Origin of the sequence: Anaerovibrio lipolyticus (genome assembly GCF_021531495.1) — a bacterium.
GTDB lineage: Bacteria > Bacillota > Negativicutes > Selenomonadales > Selenomonadaceae > Anaerovibrio.
Genome location: NZ_JADYTY010000001.1, coordinates 239008 through 251785, shown reverse-complemented (window position 1 = coordinate 251785; position 12778 = coordinate 239008). Strand labels below are relative to the sequence as shown.

Here is a 12778-nt window from a genome sequence, read left to right as displayed (position 1 = left end):
AGTTGACAAACTAAAAAAGACTTCTAGGAAACGATGGTCCTAGAGGTCTTTTTATTACATTAAATGACTATGTTCGTTGATATCTTCAATAACATGGCGAATTACCACCATAAAAGGAACGGCCAAAAACATACCAGCAGCTCCCAGCAGCTCCCCGCCTAAAATGATGGAGAGAATAATGGCCACAGGATGTAGATTCAGGGAGCGGCCTACAATGGCTGGATAGACAACATTATGGTTTATCTGAGTCATAACTAGGTAAAAGATAGCTGTCTGAATGGCCAATTCAGGATCATAAATAGCGGTCATAAGGATACCGAAGCAGGAGGCTACAGTAGGGCCCAGCACCGGCACAAACTCACTAATGGCAGAAGCCACAGCAAATACAGAGGCAAAGGGCAGATCCATAATGGTGAAATAGCCATAAACAATAAAGCCGGTGAGAACACAGATGGCCAGCTGACTACGGACATATAGCCGCAGGGACAGCAGGATTCTATCAATCAGCAGAGAAATCCGCTTTACATCCTTGGCTGGGAAAAGTCTAGCCACAAATTTTTTGATTTTATCTCCATCCATAAGCATGTAGAAAGATAAAAAGATAATAATGATAAAATCAATAAATTTGTTGAAAACAGAAAAGGCAATTAGCAGGGAAGAACGGATAGCATCTGTGATAAAATTAGATGCTTCCGCCCAGGCCTCGTTCAATCCAGTTTTGAAAATACCGCTTTCTGTCCAGCCATGCATATTTTGAATATTGCTGGCCAGCCGTGGCAGTTCATTGGTAAATTCCGACAGGGTAGGAATAAAGGTGCTGGAAACAATGGCTACAAGTCCCAGTAACAATCCCAAGAAACCAGCTAAGCCAAGGAAGGCGGCTAGCCCCCGGGGCAGTTTCAGAGCCATTTTGTCTACCAAATCCAGAAGTAACAGTGTCAAAAGCACAGATAGGAAAAAGACAAAGGCGAAAGATGGCATATACCAGAAAGCTGCCAGCAGGCAGATAATGGCAACACCCACAATTATAGATGTTTTATGGCGATTCCACATATGTATATCAACTCACTTTTATTTTTTCATATTCAGGGTAGAGCATTCCGACTTTCCAAGGAAATTATTTCCGCAGCTTGTTGAAGCGGTCGGCCAGCTCTTGAGCAGATAAATCTCCCTCTGCCGGAGTCATAATAGCCTGATCCTCAACATATACTATGCCATTTACCACATGAGCTTCTGGAATATTTCTGGTGCCTCGTTTGTAATAACGAGCCAGATTGCCGGCTACAAAATAAGAACGCTCAGCACCGCTCATGGAACTAATAGAAGCAGGAGTTACAAACTCCTTACCATGAATTTTAACCACTCCATCTGCTACGGTAACAACCCCATTAGAGTATTCGGAGATTTTCTTAGCATAGGAATCTCGGCGCTGTTCATGGGTTGGATGGTCAGATGGACTAAACATATCGCCTACGAAATTTCCCTTGTTAGAGCCATATTCCTCTATAACCTTTTGCCATACAGCAGCAGTGGCACCAATATTATAATTCGTATGAGTCATATACTCAAAGGCCAGGTTGTCAGCTTCCCACTCTAAAGGCTTGGAAATATGAACCTTGTCAATGTAGTTGGCCACTACACCGGCACCTAAAGCGGCACCATAGCCACCGCCAGCAGCCACTGCTGTAGCCAGCAAATCTACAGGAATACTTTTCTGATAGCCCTTCAGTACATGATTCTTCTGACCGTGGCCCATTTCATGGCCTAGTACTACGGCAATTTCATCATCAGTGGTCAGCAGAGAAAAAATACCTGTGTTAATGGTCATATTGTGTCCCAGAGAGCAGGCTGCATTAAAGCTGGTATCTGGATTAATATAGTAATTATAAGGCATATCATTGATGGATGGATCTACCTGAGCAATGGCTTGGGAAAGATTGGCCATAATCCGGTCTACCCGCTGGTTCAACCCAGGATCTGTATTAACACCTTGCTGCTCCTTCATGGACTGAAAGAGAGCCTGACGACCTTCCTCGGTATTGTTCATGGCCTTTAACTGTTCATTTTGAGCAGACATCTGAATGCCAGCAGCAATAACGGAGCCTAATACGCTGGCATCTGCCTGAGAGGGCAGGGCTGCTGTTATAGGCATACCTACAGCCATACAGGTTACTAACAACTTAGTTAGATTCTTTTTCATGTTCAACATACTAAAACCTCCATAAGATTCTATTCCATAGGCTTGATATTATTATATTAATACATGAAGAACGATTAGGCAAATTAAAATACCATTAGAATGTTCTTTTGAGTAGTATTGCTTAGGATTTGTGAAAATATGCAGGTAAATTTACAAGGAAGCTAGACTTTGAAAAGCGAGATTGCTATATTGATTAAATTTGGTTATAATATTTGGTATATATCTGAAAATAAAAATGTATGGCGAAAGGAGCTTGCAATATGGATAAGCTTTTGAATAAATATGCAGAGTTGGTGGTAAGAACTGGTGTAAACCTCCAGCCACAGCAGCTATTGGTAATAAATTCCCCTATTGAATGCAGTGATTTTGCCCGTCGGGTGGCAGAGGCTGCCTTTGAGGCCGGAGCTAAAGATGTAAAGGTAATCTGGTCAGATGAACGATTGGCACGGATTCGCCTGGATAAAGCAGAGGCAGAGGTTTTTGATGAATTTCCTGCCTGGCGCCGGGATATGTTTATGGATTTCAAGGCTAAGGGAGCAGCAGTAATTTCCATTCACGCCTCAGATCCTACTATTTTTCAGAATGTAGATACAGACAAGCTGACCAGAAGTCAGCGGGCTGCCGGGGTGGCACTTTTGGAATATCGTCAGGCCATGATGAATAATGAGCTGAGATGGTGTGTGGTATCCATTCCTACAGAAAGCTGGGCTGCCAAGGTATTTGCCCAAGAGGATGGCAAATCAGCTGTGGCCAAGCTGTGGCAAGAGATTTTTGCTACTGTACGCATTGATGAGGAGCATAATCCAGTGGAGGCTTGGCAGCATCACATTGCTTTTCTGCAGCGGGCCTGCAAATTTATGAATGAACAGAAATTTACTGCTTTGAAATACAGCAATAGCTTAGGAACCAAGCTGACTGTAGGCTTGCCAGAGGGACATATCTGGGCTGGTGGTGCGGAAATTGCTGGTGATGGGGTAGAATTTGTGGCCAATATGCCAACGGAGGAAATTTATACCCTGCCAGATAGGAATAGGGTAGATGGATTGGTTTACGCCTCCAAGCCTTTGAATTATAATGGCAATTTAATAGAAGGTATATGTCTGGAGCTGAAGAAGGGCAAGGTTGTTAAGGCTTCTGCCACCAAGGGTCAGGAGGTGTTGGAGCAGTTGCTGGCTATGGATGAAGGGGCCAGCCATTTGGGAGAGGCGGCCTTGGTTCCTTATAATTCTCCTATTTCCAACAGCGGGATTCTTTTCTACAACACCCTTTTTGATGAAAACGCGGCTTGCCATTTGGCCTTGGGCAAGGCTTATCCTACCTGTATTCAGGGAGGAGAAAAAATGAATAGCGTGGAGCTGGCTCAGCATGGCGTAAATGATTCCTTGATACATGAGGATTTTATGATTGGTACCAAGGATATGGAGATAGATGGGGTTAAGGCTGATGGCACTCTGGTTTCAGTTTTCCGTCAGGGAAATTTTGTTAGCTTTGACTAATTAAGATTTGGAGATGTGTGATTTGCTAAAGGGATATTTTGAATTAAAGGTGTTTAAGGCGGCCTGGCCCATTATTTTTGGCTACATTCCTCTGGGCATGGCCTGTGGGATATTAGCCCAAAAGGTGGGCTTTGACTGGTTCCAGATGCTGATGATGGCGGTTTTCCTTTTTGCTGGCAGTGGTCAGTTTATTGCCTTGGCCATGATTGGCAGCGGCAGTACCATTATGCCAGTAGTGCTGACAGTATGTATTGTAAATCTGCGGCATCTTTTATATGCTTTGATTCTCAATCAGTATTTGTCCAAGGAAAGCCGCCTCTACAAGGCCTTTTTTGCCCAAGAAATTGTGGATGAAAGTTTTGCGGTGAATCAAAATCAATTTGCACTAGATGCAGAATGGAATGGCAAAAATGCTCTGGGCGTAAATATTATTGGTCATAGCTCATGGATATTGGCTAATCTAGCGGGACTTTATCTTGGTAATAGCATTTATATTGATACGGCTTTGGTAAGCTATGCCCTGATTGCCATGTTCATCGGTTTATGGTCCTTTCATTTTCTCAATGCCCGTCTGGTGTTGACAGGTATTCTGGGTGGGTTTTTGGCTTTGCTTTTGTCCTACTGGTTAACCAATATGCTGAATGTGGTAGTGGCTACGGTGATAGCAGCAGCTTTGGCAGCCTTTTATGAAATGCGTATGGGGAGATGAGGATAATGAGCTATAGTGATACTTTGCTGTGTATTTTTGGATTGTTTGTTGTTTCTTATATTCCTAGAATCCTGCCCTTTGCTCTGCTGGGGAACCGGGAGCTGCCTAGGGGCTTTCGGCTGTGGCTTCAATATGTGCCTACAGCGGTTTTTGGTGCTTTGATTTTTACCTCTATTTTTGGAACTGGTGTAGATGGTTTTCGCTTCAGCTGGGAGAACAAGGAGCTGCTGGCTTCTATCATAGTATTGCCAGTAGCAGCGGCTACTCGTTCCTTGCCTTATAGCATTATCAGTGGTTTGCTAGCTTATGGAGCTGCACAATATATGCTGGGATAAAATTTTGTTAAGAGGTAAAATAAATGAAGCTTAATTCTAAAATATTGGTTGGCTTGGTTCTACTTATGTGGCTGGTTAGCGAATTTGGCCCAGAGGAAGCCTCTGGAGCTGCCAGTATCTGTGGCATTGGTGTAGCAGTGATTGCTCTGGTACGGCTTTTGCAGGAGCAGAAGAAAAATAAATAACCATTAGAGAACGAAATATAGTATAATAAAAAGGTATGTAATTTGTAATCCTATAGAAACAGGTGGTGTAGCTAAATGTTGGTGGAATCAGGTTCCATTGTGACAAATGACATTTTGTCTGATGATGTAAGATGTATGGTGATTCAGGTGCCATCTATTGCTGCTGAGGCTGAGCCTGGGCAGTTTGTTATGGTGAAAAATGAAAATGGCGGTACTTTTCTGCGGCGGCCTTTTGGTATAGCTGATGTGGATAGAGAACAGGGCCGTATTCTGCTGATTTATCGTGTGGCCGGCAAGGGGACTCAGGAACTGGCCGGCTTGGAGCCTACTATGGAACTTAGCGTAGAGGGGCCTCTAGGCGGTGGTTTCCGCTTTGAGTCAGATGGCCTGGAGGCAGGGGGACGCACCCTGTTGATTGGCGGTGGTGTAGGTGTAGCCCCTATGATTTATACGGCTCGTCGTTTGGCTGAACTTGAGCCTGCCAACAAGCCTGTTTTCCTGCTGGGCATTCGCAATGAGGGAGAACTTTTCTGGCAGGATTATCTGAAGGATTTTACAGAGGAAATCATCGTAACCACCAATGATGGCTCTGCTGGTATCAAGGGATTTGCCATTGATGCTATGCCGGAGATTCTCAGTCGTTACGATATTCGTCATATCAAAATCTGCGGCCCTACCATTATGATGGAGGGATTGGCCAAGTTGGCTATGGAGCAGGGCATTGAATGCCAGGTTTCCTTGGAAAAGCGCATGGCTTGCGGTGTTGGCGTCTGCTTGGGCTGTACCTTTGAGGGAATGATTAGTGGCAAGAGATGGAAGATTTGCCATGATGGCCCTGTATTCCCTGCGGAGGAGGTTTTTGAGAAATGAATTTTGAAAGACTGGCGACGGATTTTGCCGGAATAAAGATGAAAACTCCTGTCATGGGAGCATCCGGCACTTTTGGCTTTGGCATAGAATATAAGGATTTTCTGAATCTGGGTGATGTGGGGGCGATTATCAGCAAGGGTTTGACGCCCCTGCCCCGGTCCGGCAACAATGGGGTGCGGGTGGCAGAAACCCCTGGCGGCATGCTGAACTGTATCGGCCTGGAAAATCCCGGCATAGATGTTTTTTTGCGGGATATTCTGCCAAAGGTGAGGCAGGAAGCCCCTGATACGGCATTTATTGCCAACTTTTCCGCCGGTACGGTGGAGGACTACGGCATGATGGCGGCCAAGCTGGATGTGGACGGTGTGGATGGCGTGGAGGTGAATATCTCCTGTCCGAATGTCAAGGAAGGCGGTATTGTCTTTGGCACTGACCCGCGGGCAGCGGCAGCTGTTACCGAGGCTGTGAAGAAAAATACGAAGAAGCCTGTGATTGTGAAGCTGTCCCCAAACGTGACGGATATCACCGTCATGGCGAAGGCCGTGGAGGAGGCTGGTGCAGACGCCATCGCCCTGATTAATACCCTGACGGGCATGGTGATTGATATTCGCACGCGGCGGCCGCTGCTGGGCAATATTACAGGCGGGCTTTCCGGCCCGGCTGTGAAGCCAATTGCTGTCCGCATGGTATGGCAGGTGGCTCAGGCGGTGAAGATTCCTATTCTCGGACTGGGTGGCATTACCTGCGGCGAGGATGCGGTGGAATTTTTGCTGGCAGGTGCCAGTGCCGTGGCTGTGGGTGCAGAGAATTTCGTGCATCCTGATGCTGTGGTGCGGGTTGCAGAGGATATCGACGCCTATCTGGAGGCAGTGGGGCTGAAGCATGTTTCTGAGCTGGTGGGGCAGGTCAGGATTTGATGCAAAAGCACTCTATATGGAGTCTGTTGTAAAAAATACTTTCAATTTTGCAACATTTTGACTGGAAAAAGAGGTTTTTCCTGTTTTGTGGCGAATATTAGCATACAGGAAAATAATTATTGAGGCTAGGAGGTATAGAGAGATGTTTTTGTTTGGCTCAAGTAATGATAATAAAAAAGCTGCAGGCCGCGGTGAGGATTGTGCGCAGATGAAACGGGATGTGGAAAACCTGGACAGGTTTCTGCAGAAGGCGATTGATGGTGACTATACGGCGTCAATGCCTCGTGTAGAGTCTGCCGAGCTGCAGCGGCTGGGCAAAAAGATTGAGGCATTTTTGCAGAAGCAGCGAGGTGATCTGCGCTCCATGCTGATGAAGCTGAACGAATCGGTATATGATTCCACGGAGGTGTCCGAGGCGCTTAATGCCATTGTTACTGAGAATACCCATGTTTCTGCCAGGATTGATGAGATGCACAAGGTAGTGGAGTCACTGGCCAACGAGATTATGGGGCTGGCGGGAACTGCCACGGAGACATCCGACCAGACCAGAAAGGGCATGGAGGCCATGCGCAATACCGAGAGCAGTATTGATACTGTTGCACGGGAGACTGCGGCGGCAGAGGAAAGCCTGCAGAGCATGCATGGCAGTGTAATCCAGCTGCAGAAGGATACAGGCAATATCAACAATCTGGTGGAAACGGTACGGGGCATCGCTGACCAGACCAACCTTTTGGCGCTGAACGCCTCTATAGAGGCAGCCCGCGCCGGTGAGCATGGCCGGGGCTTTGCGGTGGTTGCCGAGGAGGTAAGGAAGCTGGCGGAGCAGTCCAAGCTGTCCGTAAGTGAAATCAATGAGCATTTGTCCAGCATCAAGGGAACCTCCAAGGATATTACTGATGAATTTACCCAGATGGATTCCGCCTTCAAGAATAATACGACGGCTGTAAAGGAAGCCACATCCCACACCCAGAAGCTGACAGGTGTCTTTGACGGCATTGACAATGCTGTGAATATCCTGGCGCCTTTGGCTGAGGAGCAGTCGGCAGCTTTCCAGGAGATGACCGCCTCCCTGCGTACTACCATGGATGATGTTCATAGGCAGAACGATTCTACCAAAAACTGCAACCGCTTTGTGTATGAGGCCTTGAAGGCATCCAGCCAGATGCGCACCGCCCTGGCCGGTCTGGATCTGGATATTACGGACAAGGAAAATGTGGAGCTGGCTAAGACGGATCACCTGCTGTGGCGGGCACGCATCAGCCAGATGCTGTGGGGCAATATTGACCTGGATGCATCCAATGTCCGCGACCATACTACCTGCCGCCTTGGTAAGTGGTACGCCTCCAAGGGCAAGGAGCTGTTTGGCAACCTGCCGGAGTTCCGGCAGCTAGAGAAGGATCACGCCAGATTCCACTCCTGCTGTGCGGAGGCCATTGATGCCTATCATGCTAACAAGCAGCGGCAGCTGGATGAGCTGATGGATGAGTTGTCTGCTCTTTCCTCTACTGTTATAGGCAGTCTGGAGAAATTGAAAAACGAGCTGTAGGCATTTACGGGCTTGTGCTTTCAAAGTAGCGGCATGACGGTGCCGGTACGGAGATTATTCCGTTTCCGGCTCCGTCGTGTCGCTTTTTGTGTGTGGTGTGCAGGGGGCTGCATTAGCTGCTGCACGCCGCTTTGCAGGATATTTTGCCAGGCCTGGGCGGGTATGCTGATTTTTTGCTTGTCAGGACAGGATTTTTGTGGTATATGTAAGAAGTTAAATAATTTTTCAGGAGGAAGGATTTTGGCTGATTTTAGAGAAGAAATCCGGAAGCGTCGCACCTTTGCGATTATTTCTCATCCGGATGCAGGTAAGACTACCTTGACGGAGAAGCTGCTGCTTTACGGTGGCGCCATTCATCTGGCTGGTTCTATCAAGTCGAGAAAAACCCAGCATCATGCTGTGTCTGACTGGATGGAGATAGAGAAGCAGCGCGGTATTTCCGTTACCTCGTCTGTTTTGCAGTTTAATTATAATGGTTATTGCATCAATATCCTTGATACGCCGGGCCATCAGGACTTTTCTGAGGACACCTACCGCACCCTGATGGCGGTGGACAGTGCTGTCATGATTATTGACGTGGCCAAGGGCGTGGAGGCGCAGACCAAGAAGCTGTTCAAGGTCTGCAAGCAGCGGGGCATTCCTATTTTTACCTTTGTTAACAAGCTGGACCGCTTTGGCAAAGCACCGCTGGATTTGATGGATGAGCTGGAAAATGTGCTGGGCATCCGCTCTTATCCCATGAACTGGCCTATTGGCACTGATGGCAACTATTTTGGGGTGTATGACAGGCAGAAGAAGCAGATAGAGCTTTTTGATGATGATACTTCCCACGGACAGAACGCCAGGGCATCTGTGACCGGATCTTTGGATGATGCCAGATTCGTAGAGATGCTGGGAGAGGAAGCTCATCAGACTCTGGTGGATGATATCGACCTTCTGGATACAGCTGGTGAAGAGTTTGATTTGGACAAGGTAGCTCGTGGTGAGCTGACTCCGATGTTCTTTGGCTCTGCCATGACAAACTTTGGTGTGCAGAATTTCTTGGAGGAATATCTCAAGCTGGCACCAGAGCCAGTAGGCAGAAATTCCAGCGCTGGTCTGATTGCTCCAGATGATGAAAAATTCTCCGCCTTTGTGTTCAAGATTCAGGCTAATATGAATCCTGCTCACCGTGATAGATTGGCCTTTATCCGCATCTGTTCCGGCAAATTTGAGCGAGGCATGAGTGTTTATCACAATCGCAGTGGCAAGCCTATTAAACTGGCTCAGCCACAGCAGTTCCTGGCTCAGGATAGACAGATTGTGGATGAAGCTTATCCAGGAGATATTGTGGGCCTATTTGATCCGGGAATCTTCGGTATTGGAGATACCCTTTGCGATCCATCCCACAAGTTTAGCTACGAGGATTTCCCTGTGTTCCCACCAGAGAAATTTGCCAGAGTACAGGCCAAGGACACCATGAAGCGAAAGCAGTTTGTCAAGGGTGTAGAGCAGCTGACTCAGGAGGGCGCTATTCAGCTATTCCAGCAGGCAGGTGCCGGCACTGAATCCTACATTGTAGGCACAGTAGGTACTTTGCAGTTTGAGGTGCTGGAATATCGTCTAAAGAACGAATATGGTGTAGATATTGTGATGAATATGCAGCCATATGAGGTAGCAAGATGGATGACCTATGCAGATGGCCGGGAGGTAACTCCAGCCAGCCTTCGCGGTGCAGACCGCGGCATGTTCGTCTACGACCGCCGCAACAACCCAGTATTGTTGGTAAATAACGAATGGGCCTTGGGCTGGATAACCGATAACAATCCAGACTTAGAGCTCCATGTAGTGCCTATAGACAAGGTCGAAGCATAAAATTATATACTGTAAGCTAATCCCTGCTAGCTGCAAATCCTACAGCTGGCAGGGATTTTGTGATATTACACCTACCGCAAATCTTCCGGAGCGGTCATGGGAAAATATACAAAGATATTAATTGGAGCCATATTGCTTTCCTTGGCTAATAAAATTCTTTTAGGTAATCTCATGTTTATTTCATTTGTGGAGATAGGATTGATAATATATGCTCTATATTGGATAAGCCATCTTTCTACGCTTGAAATCTTTTATACCAGCATGGGGAAATCATGGTATTTGGTTGGCCTATATCTGCACCTATTTGTTTGAATCTGTAGCTTATGGTTATGGTTTAAAATATTTATTTGTAAAATTTTAAGAAAAAATCTCATTTGCTATTGACAATGATTCTGATAAAGATTATCATATTTAAGTATTTTTGAGATTAGTTATCAATGTATTTTGAAATCATGTATCATTATCATTGGAGGTATTGGCTATGACATTGAAAGATGGCAAGACCGGTATGACTCTCCGCGTAGATAGCATTGGAGAATCCGGTCTCAAGGAAAGACTGATGACAATGGGTATGCTGCCAGGCACCAAAATTAAGGTGTTGCGTTCCGCCCCCCTGGGAGATCCTATTGCAATTGGACTGCGTTCTTACAATTTGGCTATTCGTCGTAAGGATGCAGAGCAGATTCAGGTAACAGCAATCTAATTGGGAAGGAGATTTTAGCAAATGAGTGGAAGTTTATCCGTAGCCCTTACTGGTAATCCCAATACTGGTAAGTCTACTATTTTTAATGAGCTGACTGGTGCCCGTCAGAAGATTGGTAACTGGCCTGGCGTAACTGTTGATAAAAAGGTAGGTTATGTTCGTCATAATGACAAGGATATTATGATTGTGGACCTGCCAGGTACATATAGTGTCAATGCCCGTTCCCCAGAGGAGAGAATCGTTATTGATTATCTTATGGAGAACCACACTGATTTGGTTGTAGATGTGGTGGATTCCTCTAACATTGAGAGAAATCTCTTCCTGACCTTACAACTGTTGGAAAAGGGCATTCCTTTGATTATTGACCTGAACATGCAGGATGAGGCCAAGAAGCGGGGCATCAAGATTGATGTCAAAAAGCTGGAGAATTTCTTGGGCTTCCCTGTACTACTTACAGTGGCTAGAGATGGCAGCAGCCTGAAGAATATGTTGAATGTCTTTACTTCTATTTCCATGGAAGGTTATGGCCCTAGTGAGAAGCTGCAGGCCCATATTGCTAAGGCCAAGGAGATTGAGTCCACTGTTACTGATGAAAAATCTCGTCAGGAGCAGCTGATTGAGCTGCGTTATGCCTTTATTGATGAGATTCTTAGAGAGTCTGTTACTTTCTCCCATGTAGGTACTACCACCTCTGAGAAGATTGACCATGTACTGGCTAACGGTATTCTGGCTATTCCAGCTTTCCTGCTGATTATGTATGCTGTTTTCCAGATTACCTTTGAATGGATTGGTCAGCCTATCGCAGACTTCGTAGATGAGCTGGTCAATGACCAGTTCCTAGGCTGGGCTTCTGAGACTCTGGCAGATGCCGGGGTAGCTGATTGGATGCAGTCCCTTGTTTGCGATGGCATTATCGGTGGCGTTGGTTCCGTTATTACCTTTGTACCACTGATTTTCATTCTGTTCTTCTGCTTGAGCTTCCTGGATGGAACTGGCTATATGGCTCGTGTAGCCTTCATTATGGATCCTATTATGCGTCGCTGTGGTTTGACTGGTAAGGGTGTTATGCCTTTGATGATGGGCTTTGGCTGTGGCGTTCCTTCCATTATGGGTGCTCGTGCCTTGGATACGGAAAAGGATCGTATGCTGTCCATTATGGCTGCTCCTTTCCTGACCTGTGGTGCTAAGCTGCCAATTATGGCCCTATTTGCTGCCATGTTCTTCCCTGATGATGCTGCTAATGTGGTATTTGCCATGTATGTAGTAGGTGTGGTTATGGCTATTGTTTCCACCAAGCTTTTGTCTCATACCACTTTCAAGGATGATAATTCCACTTTCCTGTTGGAACTGCCTCCATATCGTATGCCAGATATGAAAACTGTTCTGCTGGAAACCTGGGATAAGGGTAAGGGGTATCTGGTTAAGGCCGGTACTATTATCTTCCTGGGCTGTGTAATTCTCTGGTTCCTGTCTGCCTTTAATAGCGAGGGTATGGTTAAGGATCTTAACGACAGCTTCCTGGCCTCCATTGGTTCTGTGATTGGTTACCTCTTTGTTTTCCAGGGCTTTGGCAACTGGGAGGCTGGTGCAGCCGTACTTTCCGGTGTTCTGGCCAAGGAGTCTGTAGTATCTACCATTGGTATTCTCTATGGTATGCCTGATATTTCTGCTGAGGCAGAGGATGCAGTGGAGACTGCTGAGGTTATGCTGGGGACTGGTATGGGCAGTGCCTTTACACCATTGTCCGCCATTGCCTTTATGGTATTCTCCCAGCTGTATACCCCATGTGTAACTGCCCTGGGTACTATAAAGAAAGAAGCTGGTGGCTTCAAGTGGATGGTATTTGCTGCGGTTTATATGTTTGTGCTGGCCTGGGTTGTTTCCCTGCTGGTATATCAGATTGGCAGCCTGTTAGGCTTCTAAAATAATTAAGTCAGCATACTATTACAAGTGGTGCTTAGTT

12 protein-coding genes are annotated in these 12778 nt (G+C 46.4%); 10 read left to right on the top strand and 2 right to left on the bottom strand.

Features of this window, described 5'->3' with window-relative positions:
• Positions 1-54 precede the first annotated feature (54 nt).
• Positions 55-1053, bottom strand: coding sequence for an AI-2E family transporter (locus I6E26_RS01155; RefSeq protein WP_235319987.1), 999 nt, complete (start codon positions 1051-1053; stop codon positions 55-57).
• A gap of 64 nt (positions 1054-1117) precedes the next feature.
• On the bottom strand, positions 1118-2209 hold the full coding sequence (locus I6E26_RS01150; protein WP_235319986.1) for a M48 family metallopeptidase: 1092 nt from the start codon (positions 2207-2209) through the stop codon (positions 1118-1120).
• A gap of 251 nt (positions 2210-2460) precedes the next feature.
• Between I6E26_RS01150 and I6E26_RS01145 the strand changes: the two genes are divergently transcribed.
• From I6E26_RS01145 to feoB, 10 genes are all read left to right on the top strand, one after another.
• Entirely contained in the window at positions 2461-3696 is a 1236-nt protein-coding gene (locus I6E26_RS01145) for an aminopeptidase (RefSeq protein ID WP_235319985.1), read from the top strand.
• A 22-nt stretch (positions 3697-3718) separates the two neighbouring features.
• Positions 3719-4405 carry an AzlC family ABC transporter permease gene (locus tag I6E26_RS01140; RefSeq protein WP_235319984.1) on the top strand — a complete coding sequence of 229 codons (687 nt, stop codon included), beginning with the start codon at positions 3719-3721 and terminating at the stop codon, positions 4403-4405.
• A 5-nt stretch (positions 4406-4410) separates the two neighbouring features.
• Positions 4411-4740 (top strand): AzlD domain-containing protein, encoded by a 330-nt coding sequence (locus I6E26_RS01135; RefSeq protein ID WP_235319983.1) that lies wholly within the window; start codon positions 4411-4413, stop codon positions 4738-4740.
• A gap of 23 nt (positions 4741-4763) precedes the next feature.
• Positions 4764-4925, top strand: coding sequence for a hypothetical protein (locus I6E26_RS01130; RefSeq protein ID WP_235319982.1), 162 nt, complete (start codon positions 4764-4766; stop codon positions 4923-4925).
• A gap of 75 nt (positions 4926-5000) precedes the next feature.
• The gene (locus tag I6E26_RS01125; RefSeq protein ID WP_235319981.1) at positions 5001-5795 is read left to right on the top strand and encodes a dihydroorotate dehydrogenase electron transfer subunit; all 795 of its coding nucleotides are present in this window, start codon (positions 5001-5003) and stop codon (positions 5793-5795) included.
• Positions 5792-6712, top strand: coding sequence for a dihydroorotate dehydrogenase (locus I6E26_RS01120; RefSeq protein ID WP_235319980.1), 921 nt, complete (start codon positions 5792-5794; stop codon positions 6710-6712). Before I6E26_RS01125 ends, I6E26_RS01120 begins: the two co-directional genes overlap by 4 nt.
• Before the next feature lie 142 nt (positions 6713-6854).
• Complete coding sequence (locus tag I6E26_RS01115) at positions 6855-8258, top strand: methyl-accepting chemotaxis protein (protein WP_235319979.1); 1404 nt, start codon at positions 6855-6857, stop codon at positions 8256-8258.
• A 240-nt stretch (positions 8259-8498) separates the two neighbouring features.
• Entirely contained in the window at positions 8499-10112 is a 1614-nt protein-coding gene (locus I6E26_RS01110; RefSeq protein ID WP_235319978.1) for a peptide chain release factor 3, read from the top strand.
• 481 nt (positions 10113-10593) lie between these two features.
• A complete protein-coding gene (locus I6E26_RS01105) occupies positions 10594-10815 on the top strand; it encodes a FeoA family protein (RefSeq protein ID WP_235319977.1) in 222 nt (73 codons plus the stop codon).
• A gap of 21 nt (positions 10816-10836) precedes the next feature.
• A complete protein-coding gene (feoB, locus tag I6E26_RS01100; protein WP_235319976.1) occupies positions 10837-12738 on the top strand; it encodes a ferrous iron transport protein B in 1902 nt (633 codons plus the stop codon).
• Positions 12739-12778 lie beyond the last annotated feature (40 nt).

What these genes read in the sequence shown, in the direction of transcription:
- I6E26_RS01155 (WP_235319987.1), bottom strand. Translation starts at nt 1,053, where the DNA reads ATGTGGAATCGCCATAAAACATCTATAATTGTGGGTGTTGCCATTATC.
- I6E26_RS01150 (WP_235319986.1), bottom strand. Translation starts at nt 2,209, where the DNA reads ATGTTGAACATGAAAAAGAATCTAACTAAGTTGTTAGTAACCTGTATG.
- I6E26_RS01145 (WP_235319985.1), top strand. Translation starts at nt 2,461, where the DNA reads ATGGATAAGCTTTTGAATAAATATGCAGAGTTGGTGGTAAGAACTGGT.
- I6E26_RS01135 (WP_235319983.1), top strand. Translation starts at nt 4,411, where the DNA reads ATGAGCTATAGTGATACTTTGCTGTGTATTTTTGGATTGTTTGTTGTT.
- I6E26_RS01130 (WP_235319982.1), top strand. Translation starts at nt 4,764, where the DNA reads ATGAAGCTTAATTCTAAAATATTGGTTGGCTTGGTTCTACTTATGTGG.
- I6E26_RS01125 (WP_235319981.1), top strand. Translation starts at nt 5,001, where the DNA reads ATGTTGGTGGAATCAGGTTCCATTGTGACAAATGACATTTTGTCTGAT.
- I6E26_RS01120 (WP_235319980.1), top strand. Translation starts at nt 5,792, where the DNA reads ATGAATTTTGAAAGACTGGCGACGGATTTTGCCGGAATAAAGATGAAA.
- I6E26_RS01115 (WP_235319979.1), top strand. Translation starts at nt 6,855, where the DNA reads ATGTTTTTGTTTGGCTCAAGTAATGATAATAAAAAAGCTGCAGGCCGC.
- I6E26_RS01105 (WP_235319977.1), top strand. Translation starts at nt 10,594, where the DNA reads ATGACATTGAAAGATGGCAAGACCGGTATGACTCTCCGCGTAGATAGC.
- feoB (WP_235319976.1), top strand. Translation starts at nt 10,837, where the DNA reads ATGAGTGGAAGTTTATCCGTAGCCCTTACTGGTAATCCCAATACTGGT.